At 71.3% G+C, this 18750-nt stretch carries 14 protein-coding genes; 1 reads left to right on the forward strand and 13 read right to left on the reverse strand.

The window, feature by feature from the left end; all coding sequences use genetic code 11:
• Nucleotides 1-13: 13 nt before the first annotated feature.
• Genes ACT4N7_RS04595 through ACT4N7_RS04620 form a run of 6 tightly spaced genes read right to left on the reverse strand, consistent with a single transcriptional unit; the run spans nt 14 to nt 8324 of the window.
• The gene (locus tag ACT4N7_RS04595) at nt 14-1171 is read right to left on the reverse strand and encodes an acyl-CoA dehydrogenase family protein (RefSeq protein WP_444827306.1); all 1158 of its coding nucleotides are present in this window, start codon (nt 1169-1171) and stop codon (nt 14-16) included.
• Nucleotides 1168-3120 (reverse strand): ATP-binding protein, encoded by a 1953-nt coding sequence (locus tag ACT4N7_RS04600; RefSeq protein ID WP_444827307.1) that lies wholly within the window; start codon nt 3118-3120, stop codon nt 1168-1170. Before ACT4N7_RS04600 ends, ACT4N7_RS04595 begins: the two co-directional genes overlap by 4 nt.
• 5 nt (nt 3121-3125) lie before the next feature.
• The gene (locus ACT4N7_RS04605; protein ID WP_444827308.1) at nt 3126-4724 is read right to left on the reverse strand and encodes an acyl-CoA carboxylase subunit beta; all 1599 of its coding nucleotides are present in this window, start codon (nt 4722-4724) and stop codon (nt 3126-3128) included.
• Complete coding sequence (locus tag ACT4N7_RS04610) at nt 4721-5866, reverse strand: acyl-CoA dehydrogenase family protein (RefSeq protein ID WP_444827309.1); 1146 nt, start codon at nt 5864-5866, stop codon at nt 4721-4723. Before ACT4N7_RS04610 ends, ACT4N7_RS04605 begins: the two co-directional genes overlap by 4 nt.
• Nucleotides 5863-7536, reverse strand: a complete 1674-nt coding sequence (locus ACT4N7_RS04615) for an acyclic terpene utilization AtuA family protein (RefSeq protein WP_444827310.1) — start codon at nt 7534-7536, stop codon at nt 5863-5865. Before ACT4N7_RS04615 ends, ACT4N7_RS04610 begins: the two co-directional genes overlap by 4 nt.
• Entirely contained in the window at nt 7533-8324 is a 792-nt protein-coding gene (locus ACT4N7_RS04620; RefSeq protein WP_444827311.1) for a TIGR03084 family metal-binding protein, read from the reverse strand. The genes ACT4N7_RS04615 and ACT4N7_RS04620 overlap by 4 nt, the downstream gene beginning before the upstream one ends.
• A gap of 111 nt (nt 8325-8435) precedes the next feature.
• Here ACT4N7_RS04620 and ACT4N7_RS04625 point away from each other — a divergent pair, with 111 nt between their 5' ends.
• Nucleotides 8436-9074 (forward strand): tetratricopeptide repeat protein, encoded by a 639-nt coding sequence (locus tag ACT4N7_RS04625; RefSeq protein WP_444827312.1) that lies wholly within the window; start codon nt 8436-8438, stop codon nt 9072-9074.
• Here ACT4N7_RS04625 and ACT4N7_RS04630 read toward each other — a convergent pair whose 3' ends face one another.
• From ACT4N7_RS04630 to ACT4N7_RS04660, 7 genes are all read right to left on the reverse strand, one after another.
• On the reverse strand, nt 9075-10430 hold the full coding sequence (locus ACT4N7_RS04630; RefSeq protein ID WP_444827407.1) for a glutamine synthetase: 1356 nt from the start codon (nt 10428-10430) through the stop codon (nt 9075-9077).
• A gap of 2 nt (nt 10431-10432) precedes the next feature.
• Entirely contained in the window at nt 10433-12202 is a 1770-nt protein-coding gene (locus ACT4N7_RS04635) for an IucA/IucC family protein (RefSeq protein WP_444827313.1), read from the reverse strand.
• Complete coding sequence (locus tag ACT4N7_RS04640) at nt 12187-13500, reverse strand: lysine N(6)-hydroxylase/L-ornithine N(5)-oxygenase family protein (RefSeq protein ID WP_444827314.1); 1314 nt, start codon at nt 13498-13500, stop codon at nt 12187-12189. Before ACT4N7_RS04640 ends, ACT4N7_RS04635 begins: the two co-directional genes overlap by 16 nt.
• Nucleotides 13497-15014, reverse strand: a complete 1518-nt coding sequence (locus tag ACT4N7_RS04645) for a pyridoxal phosphate-dependent decarboxylase family protein (RefSeq protein WP_444827315.1) — start codon at nt 15012-15014, stop codon at nt 13497-13499. The genes ACT4N7_RS04640 and ACT4N7_RS04645 overlap by 4 nt, the downstream gene beginning before the upstream one ends.
• Nucleotides 15015-15092: 78 nt before the next feature.
• The gene (locus ACT4N7_RS04650; protein WP_444827316.1) at nt 15093-16046 is read right to left on the reverse strand and encodes an LLM class F420-dependent oxidoreductase; all 954 of its coding nucleotides are present in this window, start codon (nt 16044-16046) and stop codon (nt 15093-15095) included.
• Between the two features lie 29 nt (nt 16047-16075).
• Complete coding sequence (locus ACT4N7_RS04655) at nt 16076-18160, reverse strand: prolyl oligopeptidase family serine peptidase (RefSeq protein WP_444827317.1); 2085 nt, start codon at nt 18158-18160, stop codon at nt 16076-16078.
• Complete coding sequence (locus ACT4N7_RS04660; protein WP_444827318.1) at nt 18150-18743, reverse strand: TetR/AcrR family transcriptional regulator; 594 nt, start codon at nt 18741-18743, stop codon at nt 18150-18152. Before ACT4N7_RS04660 ends, ACT4N7_RS04655 begins: the two co-directional genes overlap by 11 nt.
• Nucleotides 18744-18750: the final 7 nt, after the last annotated feature.

Below are 18750 nucleotides of genomic sequence, written 5' to 3' on the forward strand. Positions count from 1 at the left end.
GGACGTGGGACTCCTAATAGGACTTGGGCAGTCCCAACGAGAACTGCGCCACGAAGTTCAGGATCATCTCACGGCTCACCGGCGCGATCCGCGTCAGCCGGGACGCCGCGACGAGCGCGCCGAGGCCGTACTCGCTGGCCAAACCGTTGCCGCCGTGGGTCTGCACGGCCGCGTCGACCGCCTTGACCACCGCCTCGCCCGCCGCGAACTTCGCCATGTTCGCGGCCTCGCCCGCCGCCATGTCGTCGCCCGCGTCGTAGAGCGCGGCGGCCTTCTGCGTCATCAGCTTGGCCAGTTCCAGCTCGATCTTGGCCTGTGCCAGCGGATGCGCCACCGCCTGGTGCGCGCCGATCGGCTCCTTCCACACCGTGCGGGTCTTGGCGTACTCGACCGCCTTGTCCAGCGCGAACCGGCCCATGCCGATGGCGAACGCGGAGGCCATGATGCGCTCCGGGTTCAGGCCGGCGAACAACTGCATCAGCGCCGCGTCCTCGGACCCGACCAGCGCGTCGGCGGGCAGCCGGACGTCATCGATGAAGACCGAGAACTGGTAGTCCGGCGAGACCACGTCCATCTCGATCCGCTGGAACTCCAGGCCGGGCGCGTCGGTGGGCACGATGAACAGCGCGGGCTTGAGCTTGCCGGTCTTGGCGTCCTCGGTGCGCCCGACCACCAGCACGGCCTGCGACTCGTCCATGCACGAGATGTAGACCTTGCGGCCGTTGAGAATCCAGCCCTCGCCGTCGCGGCGGGCGGTGGTGGTCAACTTGTGCGCGTTGGACCCGGCGTCGGGCTCGGTGATGGCGAACGCCATCCGCACGGAGCCGTCCGCGAAACCGGGCAGCCAGCGCTGTTTCTGGTCGTCCGTACCGAATCTGGCCATGATCGTCGCACAGATCGCGGGCGAGACGACCATCTGGAGCAGGCCGGTGCCGGTGGCGCCCAGCTCTTCGCACACCGCCGCGAGGTCGCCGATTCCGCCGCCACCGCCGCCGAACTCCTCCGGCACGTTGACCCCGAGGTAGCCGAGCTTGCCCGCCTCGTTCCACAGTTCGGTGGTGTGCCCGCCGGAGCGGGCCGCCTTGAGGGTGTACTCGTGGCCGTACTTGCGGCCCAGTTCGGTGACCGCCTTGCGCAATGCCTGGCGTTCTTCGGTTTCGGTGAAGCTCATGACTCCTCCTCGGACTGCACGACAGCGAGCACGCGGCCTAGGTCTACCTGGTCCCCAGCGGATACAGTGAGTTCGGTGACGACGCCGTCGACGGGCGCGTCGATCCGGTGTTCCATCTTCATCGCCTCCAGCCACAGCAGCGGCGTTCCGGCGCGCACCCGCTCCCCCGCCGCGACCGCGACCCGCACCACGGTGCCGGGCATCGGCGCGAGCAGCGACCCGGCCGCGACCTGCGATGCCGGGTCGGGGAACCGGTCCACCACGGTCAACGCCACCGAGCCGAGCGGCGAATCCACACACGACAGTCCCGAATAGACAGAGATGTCGAAGCGCCGCAGCACACCGGAGACTTCCAACTCGACCACGGTCGGCGTGGCCGACACGAGCCGGACACCCTCGATTCCCTCGGCGACCAGGCCGTCCCGGGTGACCCGGTAGCGCACCTCGTGCTCGCCGTAGCGCTTCACCTGCGGCTGCGACACGACATTGCGCCACCCACCCGGGACACGGCCGAGCACCCGCGCCGATGCCCGATTGGCCGCCGCGTCCGCGAGCGCCGCCGCCAGCGCGGACAACTTCTCAGATTCCTTGTCCACCAAGGGTTCCGCGAGGATCGACAGGCCGTGTCGGTCGAAGAACGCGGTGTCGGTCTCGCCCGCGAGGAACGCCGGGTGGCGCAGGACGCGGACGAGCAGGTCGCGGTTGGTGCGCACGCCGTGGATTCGCGCGCGGGTGAGCGCCCCCGCCAGCGCGCGGGCGGCCGTGGTCCGCTCGGGCGCCCACGCGATGACCTTGGCCAGCATCGGGTCGTAGTGCACGCCGACCACGGAACCGTTCTCCACACCGGAGTCCAGCCGCAATCCGGCCTCGCCCGCGCCCGCGAACCGGTGGGTCACGCCGGGAATGTCCACGCGGTGCAGGGTGCCGCTCTGCGGGCGCCAGTCGTGCGCGGGATCTTCGGCGTAGAGCCGGACCTCGATGGCGTGGCCCTGGCTCGCGGGCGGCTGGGCGGGCAGCGTCGCGCCCTCGGCGATGGTGAGTTGCAGCCGCACGAGGTCGAGGCCGGTGACGCATTCGGTGACCGGGTGCTCGACCTGGAGCCGCGTGTTCATCTCCAGGAAGTAGAACCGCCCGGACTCGTCGGCGAGGAACTCGACGGTGCCCGCGCCCGCGTAGCCGATCGCGGCGGCGGCCGTGCGGGCGGCGGCGAACAGCTTGTCCCGCATGCCTTCCGTGCGCTGGACCAGCGGCGAGGGTGCTTCCTCCACGACTTTCTGGTGCCTGCGCTGGATCGAGCACTCGCGCTCGCCGACCGCCCAGACCGTGCCGTGTCCGTCGGCCATGATCTGCACCTCGATGTGCCGCCCGGCCTCCAGGTACGGCTCACAGAACACCGTCGAGTCGCCGAACGCCGACGCCGCCTCCGACCGCGCCGCCTCGATTTCGCCCGCGAGATCCGCCAACGCGCGAACGACGCGCATCCCCCGTCCGCCGCCACCCGCCGATGCCTTGATCAGCACCGGCAGGTCGGCTTCCACCACAGCGTCCAGTTCGGACAGTACGGGCACGCCCGCCTCGGCCATCAGCTTCTTGGCCTCGATTTTGGAGCCCATCCGCTCGATCGCCTCGACCGGCGGCCCGACCCACGTCAAACCGGCGTCGAGCACGGCGCGGGCGAACGCGGCGTTCTCCGACAGGAAGCCGTAACCGGGGTGGATCGCGTCGGCTCCCGCGTCGATCGCCGCCTGGACAAGCAGTTCCGGCCGCAGATACGTCTCGGCCGCAGTGTTGCCCGGCAGCCGCACCGCCGCGTCGGCGTCGCCAACATGCGGCGAATCGGCGTCCGCGTCGGAGTACACCGCGACGGTCCCGAGCCCGAGTTCGCGCGCGGTGCGGAACACGCGGCGGGCGATCTCGCCCCGGTTGGCCACCAGCACTGTTGTGATCATCGGGCTCACATTCGGAAGACGCCGAAGCCCCCGGCGCCCTCGATCGGTCCACTGTGGATCGCGGACAGCGAGATACCGAGCACCGTGCGGGTGTCCCGGGGGTCGATGATGCCGTCGTCGTAGACCATGCCGGAGAGGAACATCGGCAGCGACTCGGCCTCGATCTGTCCCTCCACCATCGCCCGCATCGCGGCGTCGTGCTCCTCGTTGTAGGTCTGGCCACGGCCTTGCGCCCCTTGCCGCATGACGATCGACAGCACCCCGGCGAGCTGCTGCGGCCCCATGACGGCGGATTTCGCGCTGGGCCAGGCGAACAGGAATCGCGGGTCGTAGGCCCGGCCGCACATGCCGTAGTACCCGGCGCCGTAGGAGGCGCCCATCAGGATGGAGATGTGCGGGACCTTCGAGTTGGACACCGCGTTGATCATCATCGCGCCGTGCTTGATGATGCCGCCCTGCTCGTACTCCCGGCCCACCATGTAGCCGGTGGTGTTGTGCAGGAACAGCAGCGGGATGTTCGTCTGGTTGGCGAGCTGGATGAACTGGGTCGCCTTCTGCGATTCGGCGCTGAACAACACCCCGCGCGCGTTGGCGAGGATGCCCACCGGGTAGCCGTGCACCTGCGCCCACCCGGTGACCAGACTGGTGCCGTACAACGGTTTGAACTCGTCGAAGTCGGACCCGTCGACCACCCGCGCGATCACCTCACGCGGGTCGAACGGCACTTTGAGATCGGTCGGCACGATGCCCAACAGGTCTTCAGGATCGTGCTCCGGTTCCGCGTAGTCGGCGGCGGGCGCGGGCCCGAGCTTGCGCCAGTTGAGCCGGGCGATGATGCGTCGACCGAGCCGGATCGCGTCTTCCTCATCCACCGCGAGGTAGTCGGCCAGCCCCGACACCCGGGCGTGCATCTCCGCGCCACCAAGGGATTCGTCGTCGGATTCTTCCCCGGTGGCCATCTTCACCAGCGGCGGCCCACCCAGGAACACCTTGGCGCGGTCTTTGACCATCACCACATGGTCGGACATCCCCGGCAGATAGGCCCCACCCGCCGTCGAGTTGCCGAACACCACCGCGACGGTGGGGATTCCCGCCGCCGATGCCCGGGTGAGGTCGCGGAAAGTGCGCCCACCCGGGATGAAAATCTCTTTCTGAGTCGGCAGATCCGCCCCACCCGACTCGACCAGGTTCACGGTGGGCAGCCGATTCTGCGCCGCGATATCAGCGGCCCGGAATCCCTTCCTCATCCCCCACGGATTGATCGCCCCACCTTTGACGGTCGGGTCGCTGGCGTTGACCATGCACTCGACACCCTCGACGACCCCGATCCCCGTGACCAGACTCCCCCCGACCTGATAGTCGGTCCCCCACGCGGTCAGCGGCGACAGTTCGAGGAACGGCGAATCCGGGTCGAGCAGCAACTCGATCCGCTCCCGCGCGAGCAACTTCCCCCGCCCCCGATGCCGGGCGACATACTTCTCCCCACCCCCCGCCACCGCCTTGGCGTGCTCCCCCGCCAACTCGACCAACTTCGCCAGCATGCCCTCACGATTGGCCCGAAACTCGACCCCACTCGCGTCCACTGTGGACCGCAGGACACTCACGAGGTGTACCCCAATCGCTTGGCGGCCAGGCCGGTCATGATCTCGTTGGTGCCGCCGCCGATACCGAGAATCCGCATGTCGCGGTAGTGGCGTTCGACTTCGGACTCGCGCATGTACCCGAGCCCGCCGTGCAATTGCACCGCCTGGTGCGCCACCCACTCCCCCGCCTCCACCGCCGTGTTCTTCGCGAAACACACCTGCGCGACGACCTCCTCCCCCGCGAGGTGCCGCAGCGCCACATCCCGGGTGTAGGTCCGGGCGACGTCGATCTTGCGGGCCATCTCCGTCACGGTCGTCTGCACCGACTGCCGAGAGATCAGCGGCCGCCCGAACGTCTCCCGCAGCCTGCACCACGCCAGCGTCAGATCGAGCGCCCGCTGCGCGGCGGCGTACGCCTGCACAGCCAACGTAAGCCGCTCGGCGACGAAGTTCGTCGCTATCTGCACGAAACCGGTGTTCTCCGCGCCAACCAGATTGGCCGACGGCACCCGGCAGTCCATAAAGGACAACTCGGCCGTATCCGAGCAGTGCCAACCCATTTTCTCCAGCTTGCGACCGACGATGAACCCGGGCGTGTCCCGCTCCACCACCAGCAGCGAAATCCCGTGCGCACCCGCGTCGCCCGTGCGAACCGCCGTGGTGACGAAGTCGGCCCGCACGCCCGAGGTGATGAACGTCTTGGCGCCGTTGACCACGAACTCGGCACCGTTACGCTTGGCCGACGTGCGCAGACCGGCGACATCCGACCCGCCATCGGGCTCGGTAATCGCCAATGAGCCGATCAATTCGCCGGCCAAGGTGGGGCGTACCCATTTGTCGATCTGCGCCGGATCACCCGCCATCGCCAGGTGCGGCACCGCGATCCCGCACGTCATGAGTGAGGCGATCAGACCGCCGGACGCGCCCGCGTAGTGCATCTCCTCGACCACGACCATCGCGTCGATCAGGTCGCCGCCACCGCCGCCGACCGACTCCGGGAAGCCGACGCCGAGCAGGCCGAGCGCGCCTGCCGCGCGGTGCAGGGAGCGCGGGAGTTCGCCCGCACGCTCCCAGGAATCCAAGTGCGGCAACACTTCAGCAGCCATGAACCGGCGCACGGTGGCCCGCAGCTCGCGCCGCTCGGGAGTGTCGAACGGGCTCACCGGAACACCTCCGGGAGGTCGACGTGCCGGGAGCGCAGCCATTCGCCGAGGGCCTTGGCCTGTGGGTCGAACCGGGTCGCGGCGGCGACGCCCTCGCCGAGCAGGCCGTGCACGACGAAGTTGAGCGCGTGCAGGTTCGGCAGCAGGTGGCGGTCGATGTCGAGATCCTTGGTCTCCGGCAGCAGTTCGCGCAGTCGGTCGACGGTCAGTTCGCGCGCCAGCCAGCCGAACGCGTCGGGTCGGCGGACCCAGACGCCGAGGTTGGCGTTGCCGCCCTTGTCACCAGACCGTGCGCCGACGATCGTGCCGAGCGGGCCGCGCCGGGTCGGCCCGAAGTCGGTGTCCGGTTCGGTCCAGCGGACCGACCAGTGCGCGGCCTCGTCGATATCCGGCCACGGGATCACGCGGCGTTCCCCGTCGGGCAGTACCGCCGTGTGCTCGACGGCAGCGCGGTCGACGTACTCGGGCCGGTAGACGCCGATCGGGGTGCCGTCGGCGGGCGGCGCCGTGAGGGTGAATCCGGGGTAGCCTGCGAGCGCGAGTTCGACCGTCGCGCGCGAGAATGCCTTGGCACGCAAGGGATCAGCCACCTTGATCGTGGCGTGCAACAGTGCGCTGGCCGCTTCCTCGGTGTCGGCGTCCGCGTGGTCGGTGCGCGCCAGTGTCCACGTGAGACCGTCCACACCGATCGCGCGTTCGAGCTGACGCCGGACCAGCGCGGCCTTGGCCTCGATGTCGAGTCCACAAAGGACAAAGGTGGCGCTGTTGCGGAACCCGGCGAGGGTGTTCACACACACCTTGACCGTCGCGGGCGGCGGACCGCCCCGCACGCCGCTGATCAGCACCCGGTCCGGGCCATCGTCCGCGAGGGCGATCGAGTCGAACCGGGCGGTGACGTCGGGACCGAGGTAGTCCGGGCCCTGGATCTCGTAGAGTAGTTGCGCCGTAACGGTTTCCGTGGTCACCGCGCCACCCGTGCCGGGATGCTTGGTGATGACCGACGAGCCGTCCGCGTGGATCTCGGCGATCGGGAAGCCCAGGTGGTCGAGGCTGTCCAACTCGGTGAAGAACGCGTAGTTGCCGCCCGTGGCCTGGGGTCCGCACTCGATGACGTGCCCGGCGACGGTGGCGCCCGCGAGCGCGTCGTAATCCCCTGGCCCCCAACCGAAGTGCGCGGCGGCGGGGCCGACGACCAGCGAGGCATCGGTGACCCGGCCGGTGACCACGATGTCGGCGCCCGCCCGCAGGCACGCCGCGATCCCCCACGCGCCAAGGTAGGCGTTGGCGGTGAGCGCGCCGCCGAACCCGAGATCGGCGGCACGCGGCAGCAGGTCGTCACCCTCCACATGCGCCACTCGCACGGCGATGCCGAGCTTGTCGGCCAGCGCGCGGATCGCGTCGGCGAGCCCGGCCGGGTTGAGCCCGCCCGCGTTGGCGACGATCTTGACCTGCCGGTCGACCGCCACCCCGAGACACTGTTCGAGCTGACGCAGAAACGTCTTGGCGTAGCCGCCCACCGGGTCTTTCAACCGTTGGCGACCGAGGATCAGCATGGTCAACTCGGCCAGGTAGTCGCCGGTCAGGACGTCGAGTTCGCCGCCGGTCAGCATCTCGTGCATGGCCGAGATCCGGTCGCCGTAGAAGCCGGACGCGTTGCCGACGCGGATCATGCGGTCTTCGCCCGCCCCGCGCCCGGCAGCCCGGCGAACGCCTGCGCGATACCCAGCCACTCCCGCGCGTCGGCCCCGGTGGTCGTCAGCGCGGTGTCGTCGCGGTGCACGCGCTGCGTGACCAGCAGGCAGAAATCCGCTGCGGGCCCGACGATCCGCTGCGCGGCGTCGTCCGGCCCCCAGGTCCACAGCTCCCCGTCCGGCGCGGTCAACTCCACCCGGAACGGCTCGGCGGGCGCGGTGAGACCCCTTACCAGATAAGCGAAATCGCGGGTGCGCACACCGATGTGCGCCACGTGCCTGATCCGCGCGGTCGGCTCACGCCGGACACCGAGCGCGGCAGCCACGTCGCCGGCGTGCGCCCACGTCTCCATGATCCGCGCCGTCGCCATCGACGCCGGACTCATCGGCGGCCCGTACCAGGGAAGCTTGGTCCCCGGCGGCACGGCGGCGAGCGCGTACTCCAGGTCCGCGCGCAGACCGCGCCAGTGCGCCAGCAGCTCGCCGGGCGATCGCGCGGCACCGCGCTCGGCCCCCTCGTCGACGTAGCGCTGCGGGTCGCCGCCGGACAGCGCCTGCGTCATCTCGGCGGTGAACCGCTCGGCGTCGGTGGCCGCGAGCAGCGACTGTTCGTCGGTCCACGCCAGGTGCGCGATCTGGTGCGCGACCGTCCATCCGGGCGCGGGCGTCGGCCGCCCCCACCCCGCATCGGTCAGCCCGGCAACCCACGCGTCGAGTTCGGCGCCTTCGGCCCGCAGGTCGGCGAGCAGCGAGGTCAGGTCGATCACGGCTCAACCGTGGCACGACCCGGCCCGCTTTTCAAGCATTCGTGCTTGATTGTTTCAGCGACGACACATCGGTTCGGGACCGATCCCGAGCAGACCGCCTAGGGTTGCCGTATGAGGTTTGGCAAGCGGGCGAAGGCTGAACGGGCGACTCGGCAGGCCGCCGAAGCCGGTGACCCCCAAGCGATGTACGACCTGGCCAAAGCCCTGCTGAGCAGCCGGTCGACCACTGCCGAGGCCGACGCATGGTGTCGTCGGGCCGCGGACAGCGGCCATGTCGAAGCCATGAACAGTCTCGGGCTGACCCTGCACGCGCGCGGGGAACTGGCCGAGGCCGAGACATGGTTCCGAAAGGCTGCCGCGCATGGCCATGTCGAGGCCATGCACAACGTGCCACTCCTCCTCCAGCTCCGTGGGGAGTTCGCCGAGGCCAAGTCGTGGTTCCGGCGTGCGGCGGCCAACGACCATCCGCGAGCGATGTACAACCTTGGCGTTCTCCTTCGCGACGAAGGAAGTACCGAGGCCCAGACGTGGTTCCGGCGGGCTGCCGACCGGGGCAACGTCGATGCCATGTTCAACCTCGGCGCCCTGCTGTTCGACCGCGGGGACTACGCACAGGCCGAGGTCTGGCTGCAGAAGGCCGCGGACAACGGCGACGCGGACGCCAAACACAACCTCGGGGTCGTTCGGATGGCCCAACTCGACAACATGCAGGTGATCGACCTCCGGCACGTGCGGCCCGACGAAGGCTGATCAGGCCCGGAGGTCGCCCCTGGTGCGCTGCCAGTCGGTGACGGCGTCCAGGCCCGCGTTCAACTCCTCCCCCAGCATCGCCTCCCGGTGCTCCACCACCGCGTCGCCCAGCATGGCTCGGGCGGGTTTGGAGGCGGAGAGCCGGGCGAGCGCGTCCCACGGGGTGCGGGCCAGGTCGCCGACGACCTTGCCCTCGGCGGGCAGCGGCAGCCGCTCGTGCACGCCGGACAGGCCGGACGCGAGCAGCGCGGCGACCACCAGGTGCGGCTGCGCGTCGGCGCCCGCGAACCGGGCCTCCATGCGCAGCGACGGGCCGCGGCCGACGAGGCGGAGGGCGGCGGTGCGGTCGTCGGTGCCCCACCGCAGGGTGCGCGGCGAGAACGGCGCGGTGCGCAGCCGCACGTAGGAATTCCAGGTGGGCGCCCAGAATGCGGTCAGGTCCGGGGCGGCGCGCAGGATGCCCGCCAGGAAGTGACCGAACAAAGTGGACGGTTCGGTCGGCCGGGCCCCCGCGACCAGTGGCGCGCCGACCGGGTCCGACAGGGACAGATGCACGTGGCACGAGCCGCCCGTGCCGGTGCTCTCGGCGGCGAGGTAGCCCGCGCGGACGCCGTGGGCGGCGGCGACCCGGCGGATGGCGAGCTGGTGCAGCATGGCGTCGTCGCAGGCGGCTAGGGCATCGCGGTGGCGCAGCACGATTTCGTACTGTCCAGGGTGGACTTCGCCCCTGGCCGACTCCGTGCCGAGGCCGAGCTGATCGACGGCTTCGGTCACGGCCGAGAGCAGGCCCGACAGCGGAGACAACGCACCGACGGCGTAGTCGAGCCCGGCAGACGCGAGCGGAGTGCCGTCGGTGCCGGTGAAGGTGACCTCGTGTTCGAGGCCGATCGACGGCACCAGGCCGAGCTGTTCGGCGGCGGCCAACTGCTCCCGCAACGCCGTGCGCGGCGCCTCGGCGACCGGGCGGCCGTCCGGCCACTCGACATCGCAGACGACGAGCCAGGTATCAGGTTCACCCGGCGACGGCGCGAGGGTGGCGAGGTCGGGTCGCAGCCGCAGATCGCCGTAACCGCCGAGGAACTGGTCCACCGCCGAGGCGTTCACCGATTCCCGCGCGGGGTTCCAGCCGAACACGTACGCGCACAGGCCGTAGCCCGCCGCCAGCACAGTGTCCACAAAGTACTCCGCGCCCAGCTCGACGGCGGCGAACCGGGCGTGTGGATCGGGAACCAGACACACCACCCGCCGGACCGCGCCGCCCGCGACCGCGCCGCGCAGGGCGCCGGAGTGGGCCGACGCGGCCTGCGCGCGGGCGGCGAGGGTGCGAGCGCCGACCGGGCGGCGGTGCTCAAGCATGCTCACCAGGCACCGCCCGGGTCCGGTGCGGCGAGCGGATTGAGCGCCCGCCCGAACCGGACGTCGAACTCGTCGTCGCGGTCGATCTTGTCGAAACCCTGGCCCGCCAGGTGTTCCCGGTTGAGGCAGACGCGCTCGACGTCGGGCGCGAACAGCCCGCACGCGTCGAACCGGGTCGCGGTCTCGGGGTGGCTGTCCCGGTAGGCGCCGACGATTTCCCTTACCAGCGACCACAACCGGGGACGGGCGAACCCCAGCTCGTCGTCCAGGATCTCGGCGAGGAAGCGGAGCTGACCGGCGAACACCGAGCTGAACAGCGACTGTGCCAGCAGATACGCGGGCCACCGCAGCATGTCCGCGCGCGCGGCGGCGCCGAGCAGGTCGTAGCCGGGCAGGTGTTCGTCCAGCAGGTCGACGCCCTGGGCGAAGTCCTTGATGGCCACCCGCAGCGGGGTTCCGTGGTCGTCGGTGATCAGGATGAGGTTCTGTCCGTGCGGGCAGAACCCGACGCCGTGCGCGAGCAGCCAGTGCAGCAGCGGCGTGAGCAGCAGGTCGAGCGTCCGGCGCAGCCATGCCTCGGTGTCCATTCCAGACTGTCCGATGAGGTGGGCCACGACCGAGCCGTCCGTGCCGCGATAAGGCAGGGCGGCGAACGAGATGGCGCGCTCTCCCGGCGCCAGCCGAGTGCGGATCGGTTCGCGCCAGAGCGCGCCCAAGGTCTCGTGGAACCGGTAGGGCAACTCGTCGATCGCGCCGAACAGCGGATGTCGCACCGAGACGCTGGCGACCTCGCCGAGCAGGTCGAACCGGTAGCGGTCGCGCAGCAGGTCGTCGCTGTCGTGCACCTGCCGCAGCCAGGTGGTGACCTCCGGCGCGGCCAGCGTGGCGGCGGCAGCGAGTCCTCTGTAGACAAGCGTGTTACGCACCGATACAGCGGTCTTCACGTCGCGGCGGGTCGGATGGTCGGCGTTGGCCAGCGTGCGGACTGTCTGATGTGGACGGTACTGGTCGCGGCTCGCGCCAACGTGGACGACCAAGCCGGTGGCGAGTTCGGCGGCGTAGAGGGTGCCGACGATCTCGTCCGACTGCCACGGGTGCACGGGCACCAGCGCGTAACTGTCAGGATCGGACAGGCCGGACCGGAACTCGGCCAGCAGCTCAGGACCCAACTCCTCGGTGAGCAGCCGGTCCTCGGTGAGGTCGGCGGTGCAGCGGAACGACGCGAGATCGCGGTGCACCGCAAGCCACGGCAGGGCGAACGTGGTGCCCGCCTCTGGGGCGTAGCGGGCGCGGTCGGCGGCGGCGAAACCGACCCGGCCCTTGTTGAGCACCAGCCGTGGATGGCCGGTGAGCCTGCCATCGGCCGTGTCGTAGTCCACTGTGGTCAGTTCGGCGGCGGTCGTGGCGTGCGCGAGTCGGGCGGCCTCGTTGGCCACCGTGGCGGTCAGCTCGGCCAGCACGTCCGCGAGACGCAGCCCGGTGAGACCGAGTTCGCCGCGCGCGTCGACCACGAGAACACGCGGGTCGTCGGCAGGCGTGCCGTCGCGGGTGGCGGTGCCGGGGCGCACGGCCCACGACTCGAAGGCGCCGCGTCGTGCGGAGAACCGGTATGTCGCGCCGCCGACCAACTCCAGCCGCCATCCCTGGTAGCCGTCCTCGGCGGCAGTGTCCGGTTCCGGGCGGAGCAGGCCCTCGTAGCTCAGCTCGCCGAGCATCTTGTGCACCACCAACGCGCCCGCGTCGCGCCACGCAGCCGTCACGTCGACCCCCACCCTTCTCCGCCGGTCGGCAATCCGAACGTCGTGAACGCCGTGCGCTTGGCCAGTCGGTGGATTTCCCGGCCGCACACGGCGTTGAGGATGGTGGCCGACCGCCACGCCGCCAGGCCCAGGTCGGGCGCGCCGACGCCGTGCGTGTGCCGCTCGGCGTTCTGCGCGAACACCGCGCCCCGGATGTCCGCGCGCAGGCCGACCCGGAAGTCGGCGTCGACCGCGATCCGACCGGCGGTGTCGCGCTCGATCGCGTCGGAAATGGGGCCCAGCAAGCTTTCCAGGTTGCGCTCGGCGTACCCGGTCGCGCAGACCACGGCGTCCGTGCGCAGCGTCGCCACCGCGTCCTGCTGCTCGTGGCGCAGCGTCAGCTCGACGCGGCCAGCGTCGGCGCGGGCTGCCGTGACCGCGACACCCGGGGCGAGGGTGACCTCGGGCCAGCCGCCGCCGATGGTCCGCCGGTACAGCTCGTCCTGGATGGCGTCGATGGTGTCGGTGCTGATTCCCTTGTAGAGTTGCCATTGCGCGGGCACCAGTCGGTCGCGGGTGGGCTCGGCGAGGTCGTGGAAGAAGCGCACATAGTCGGGGGTGAACTGCTCCAGACCGAGTCTGGAGTACTCCATCGGCGCGAACGCCGGGGTCCGGGCGAGCCACCGCAGCCCGCCGGAATGTCTGCGCCGCAACAGGTCCAGGAACACTTCGGCGCCGGACTGCCCGGATCCGACCACTGTCACGTCGCCCGCCGCGACCAGGCCGTCGCGCGCGGCGAGGTAGTCGGCGGAATGCAGCACGCGCACGGCGGGGTCGGCGGCGAGCGGGCGCAGCGGCTCGGGCAGCACCGGGGCGGTGCCCACCCCGAGCACCACGTTGCGGCTGAGCACCCGACCGGCTGGGGCGACGTCCAGCTCGAACGCGCCGTCCTCGGCCGACCAGCGCACCTCGCGCACATCGTGTCCGAAGTGGACAGAGGGAAGCCGCTCGCTCGCCCAGCGGCAGTAGTCGTCGTACTCGGCGCGCGGGATGTGGAAGCGCTCGGCGAAGTAGAACGGGAACAGCCGGTCGCGGTCGCGCAGATAACTCAGAAACGACAGGGGATGCGTGGGTTCGACCAAGGAAACCAGATCGGCGAGGAAAGGCACCTGCACCGTGGTGCCGTCGATCATCAGGCCGGGGTGCCAGCGGAACTCGGGGCCGCGCTCGAAGAACCGGGCGCGCAGGCCGACGACCGACGAGGCGAGCGCGGCGAGCGACAGGTTGAACGGCCCGACCCCCACGCCCGCGAGGTCTAATGCGGGGCTCACCACGGGGCCGCCGCCACGGCCGGGAGTTCGCTCCGCGCGCGGCGGGCGACGAGGTCGAGCAGCGGCAGATAGTCGGCGATCTGGGCGTGTGGGTGCAACAGGGTCAGCTTGAGCCACAACCGGTCGCGGCCGTCCCAACCCTCCGAAGTGGACGATCCGAGGGTCGCCCGACCCAGCACCGCGGCGCCGTCGTCGAGCAGACCGCGGCGCACCCGAGCCACCAGCGCGTCACCCGCCGCGAGCCCGAGTTCGGTCTCCAGCTCATCGGCCGCCAACGGTCGCAGAAGGACAGTGGACAGCGTCGGCGCGGCCCACAGCCGCAGATCGGCGTGCGCCTTGACCGCGGCGGCGACCCGCGCTGCGGTGTCGCAGCACCGGTCGACCAACTCGCCGAGCCCGGCCCGGCCGAGCGCGCGCACGGTGACCGCGATCTTGAAGGCGTCCGGGCGGCGGGACGTGCGCAGCGAGCGGCCGAGCAGGTCGGGCAGCCCGGCCTCGGTGTCGTCGTCGGCGTTGAGGTAGTCCGCGCGCACGTCGAGCGAGCGCAGCACGTCGGCGTCGCGGCAGGCGAGCAGCCCGGCGGCGATCGGCTGCCAGCCGAATTTGTGCAGGTCGATGGCCACGGAGTCGGCCCGGTCGAGGCCGGCGAGCAGGCCGCGGCGGCGGTCGCTGAACAGCAGCGCGCCACCGTAGGCCGCGTCGACGTGCAGCCAGGCGCCCGCGCGGGCGGCGATGTCGGCGATGGCGTCGAGCGGGTCGAGGGCGCCGCTGTTGGTGGTGCCAGCCGTGGCGACCACGACGGCCGGGCCGTCGAGCCCGGCGAAGGTGGCGGCCAGCGTGGCGGGGTCGATCCGGTCGCCGACGCAGTCCACCGCGATCGGCGCCGGCAATCCCAGCACCCATGCGGCACGCGCCACGCTGTGGTGGGAATTGCGGCCGCACACCGGCACGACGCGCCCGAGCGCCTGCCGGGCGAGCAGCAGACCGTACAGATTGGACTCCGTGCCGCCGGTCGTGACCAGTGCGTCCGGCCGCGCGGCCGCGGGAAAGCAGAGCCTGCCGACCTCGTCGGTCAGCTTCCGCTCGATCGCGCTCGCGGCGGGCGCCTGATCCCACGAGTCCATCGATGGATTGAGCGCACTGGCAACGAGATCGGCCGCCGCGGCCACCGCCAGCGGCGGACAGTGCAGGTGCGCGGCACACCACGGGTCCACCGGATCGGCCGACCCCGCCGCCAACACCCGAGTCAACTCCGCGACGGCGGCCTCGGCCCCGATCCCCTCGGCCTGCCACCCCGCGACATCCCCCAACACCGCCTCGACGCCCGCCGGACCGCCCGCGGGCACCGGCCCGCCGCGCGCCCGAACCCCCTCGTCGAGGGCATCGAGCGCGACCGAGACGAGTTCGCGCACCGCACGCGCACCGGCCAGCGCCGCCGTCCCCGGACCGCGCCCAGCGGACGGACCAGGCGCGGTCTCGCCGCCGCGGTGGTCTGTGTCCTGCGAAGCCGTCATCGGTGCAGCCCCTTCTTAGGTGTGCCTATCCTCGGCAGGATAGGAGCGGTCACCCACCCGCCACCAACGGGTGACCCGCTACCCCGTCGGCGCCAGCCCGCGCACCAACTCCGCCGGGTCCGCCCCGGTCGGCAGGACCGCGATCACGGGCGTCGTGAGCCCGGCGTCCACATAGGACGCGATGTGCTCGCGGCACTCGGCCAGGCTGCCGTGCACGATCAGGTCGTCCACCACCTTGTCCGGGATCGCCGCGTTCGCCGCGGCCCGGTCGCCCGCCGCCCATGCCTGGTGCATCGGGGCCAGCAGGTCGCCCCGGCCGAGCCAGTCGTGGAAGGCGGCGTAGACCGGGACGGTCAGATAACTGCTGATCAGCAGCCTGCCCAGGCCGCGCGCGGCGTCGGCGTCCTCGGTCGGGCAGACGAAGATCCGCCCCACCAGCTCGGTGTCCGTACCGACCTCCGCGCGCACCGTCGGCACGTCGGACGAGGCCAGCCAGTTGGTGATCGCGCCGTCGGCCTCGCGGGCGGCGAGGCGCAGCATGCCCGGGCGCAGGGCGGCAAGCATGATCTCCGGCGGCGGGGTGGGCGGGCGCTCCAGGCGGAACTTCGAGATCGAGAACGTGTCGTAGCTCTGGGTGATCTTCTCCCCCGCCAACGCCGCCCGAAGGAACCGCAGCGTGTCCCGGGTCCGCTTGACCGGCTCCGCGAAGTCACCGCCGTTCCAGCCCGCCACGATCGTCGGCGACGACGTGCCGATGCCCAACACGAACCGGCCCGGCGCCAGCTCGGCGATGGTCGCCGCGCTCATCGCCAGCAGGCCCGCGCCGCGGGTGTAGACCGGCACGATCGCCGTGCCGAGCCGCAGGCTCGGCGCCCACTCCGCGACCAACGCCAGCGGGGTGAACGCGTCGGTGCCCGCGGCCTCGGCCGACCACACGTCGGTGTACCCGAGGTCGGGCAGTTCGCGGACCAGTTCCCGGTGTGCCGCCAGGGGAACCCCGGTCAACGGCAGCGTGATGCCCCACCTCGACATACGTCCTCCTCGATCTTCGTCCGCGAAATCTAGCCGATATCCAGTGCGGACCTGAGCCAGCGCACCTGCATCAACATGAAGTTCTCCGCAACGTCATCGTCCTGCGGCGTCATGTGCGTGACCCCCGGCAGCGGCAGCAACGCGTGCGGGCGACCGGCCGCCACCAGCGCGCTGGACAACCGAATGGAGTGTGCGACCACAACGTTGTCGTCGGCGAGGCCGTGGATGATCAGCAGCGGCCGGTCGAGCTTCGGTGCGTCATCGATCAGCGAGTTGCGGTCGTAGACCTCCGGCCGCTCGTCCGGGTGACCCAGGTAGCGCTCGGTGTAGTGGGTGTCGTAGAGCCGCCAGTCGGTGACCGGGGCGCCCGCGATGGCGGCGTGGAAGACCTCCGGCGCGCGCAGCACGGCGAGCGCGGACAGGTAGCCGCCGTAGGACCAGCCGCGGATGGCCACCTTGGCGAGGTCGAGGTCGGGGTGGTCGGCGGCGACCGCGTGCAGCGCGTCGACCTGGTCGGCGAGGGTGGCGCCCGCGAAGTCGAACGCGATCTCCCGCTCCCACACCGGCCCGCGCCCGGGGGTGCCGCGGCCATCGGCGATCAGCACGGCGAAACCCTGGTCGGCCAGCCATTGCGGGCCGAGGTAGGCGTTGCGGGTGGACAGCACGCGCTGCGCGTGCGGGCCGCCGTAGGGGTCCAGGAGCACCGGGAGCCTGGCGCTGCCCGGCACGTGGCCGGTCGGGTAGAGCAGGGCGACCCGCAGGTCGCGTTCGCCGACGGTCAGCAGCGTGACCCGCGGCTCGATCGGCGGCTCGACGGCCAGGCTCGCGACCTCGCCGATCGGCGCGCCGCCGCGCAGCACCTGGACCCTCGGACCGGACCAGTCCAGCGACCACGAGGTGAGCACCGTCACGTCCCCGCCGCGCGCGGCCGAGTGCACACCATCCACAGTGGACAATCGACGGACGTCTTCGCCCGCAACGTAGATGTGCACCTGCGTCGGGTCGTCGGCGGACGCGCTGAACAGCACGTCGTCTCCGACGTCGAGCACCGCGCGCACCTGTAGGCCGTCGCCGGTCACCACGTCGTCGCCGACCACGAGCCGGTTCGCGCCGTCGACCGCGGCGATCCGCACGAGCCGCCCGTCCGGGGTCCACGCGGGGACGCCGGGGGCGATCTCGACCCACGTGTCGTCGGTCTCGGTGTGCAGCAGCTCGGTGGTACCGGTGTCCGGGTCGATCGAGCGGACCTGCACGGTGCGCTGGTCGCGCGACTGCACCGCGATCAGCGGCGGACCGCCGGTCGACCAGTGCGCGGTGACCAGGTACGGCAGGTCGACCCCGTCCCAGTCGACGTCGATACGCGAGCCGTCGAGCCCGACCACGGCCACCGAGACGTACACGTTCGGCGTCCCCGCGGCCGGGTAGGCGACGGTCTTCGGCGGCGTGCCCGGGTTCGCCGGGTCGGCAATGTGCCAACGCTGGACCTCGCGTCGGTCGGTGCACGCGACGAGCAGGCGGGTGCCGTCCGGCGACCACCAGTAGCCGCGCGAGCGGTCCATCTCCTCGGCCGCGATGAACTCGGCCACGCCGCACGCCCGGTCCTCGCCCGCGGGCTCGGCCAGCGCCCGGTCACCCGTACCGTCGACCCCGACGACCCGCAGCGCGTCACCGGACACGTAGGCCACGTGGGTGCCCGTCGGGTCGGGTCGCGGGTCGACGATCGGCGTCGCGGTGGCCAGCTCGCGGGTCGCCCCCGTGTCCGCGTCGGCCACGAAAAGCTTGCCGGACAACGCGAACGCCGCGATCCGCGCCCGCCCGTCGGTGGCGTTGCCGATCACCCCGCCGCCCTGCTCGCGGCTCCGCTCGCGGCGCGCACGCTCCTCGGCGGACAGTTCCTCGGCACCGCCGAGCAGCGCCGCGGGGTCGCCGAGGCGGGTCTGCTCGCCGGTGGTCAGGTCCTGCTTCCACAGGATGTGCGTGCGGTCCTCGCCGGAGGCCGAGCGCAGGAACAGCAGGTGACTGCCGTCCGGTGCGATGCGGAACTCGCGGGGCGAGCCGAGGGTGAAGCGCTGGGTCCGGGCCTGGAGGCGCAGGAAGGAGGTCTCACTGGTCACCTCGCCAACCTAGCCCGGAAGCCGCCGCCGAGGCACCGCCGCACGAATCGGCGAGCAGTCGGTCGACAGCGAGCCGCAGGACGTGGCTCCGGCTCTTGGCACCGTGGTCCGCCGCGATGAAGTAGCTGCCGATCGCCAGCGAGTAGGCCAGCATGCAGCGGATCTCGACGTCGTTCTCGTCGGCGCAGAACTGCCCGAACAGTGCGCGCAGGTATCCCATGCGTCGGTTGTCGACCCGGCGCACGCGCTCGGCGACGTCGGGGTCGCGCCGGGACCAGTCGCGAATCGCGAGATCCACGGCGAGCGACGGGATCAGCTTGAAAAGCTGCTCCAGCTTGGCTCGCGGGTCGCCCGGCTGACTCTCGACCCGGGCGATGAGGTCGTCGGTCCCGGCCTTCTCCCAGGTGTCGAGCATCTCGTCGAGCAGCCCCTGGCGATCGGTGAAATGCCAGTAGAAGCCGCCTTTGGACACCCCGAGGCCCGCGGCCAGCGCCTCGACGCGCACGGCGTCCGGGCCGCCGCCCGCCAGCGCCAGCAGCGCGGCGTCGACCCAGGTGCCGCGCGGAGTCCTGACTTTGGCCACCGGCACA

The sequence above is a fragment of the Actinokineospora sp. genome, from assembly GCF_052390155.1.
Classification (GTDB): Bacteria; Actinomycetota; Actinomycetes; order Mycobacteriales; family Pseudonocardiaceae; genus Actinokineospora.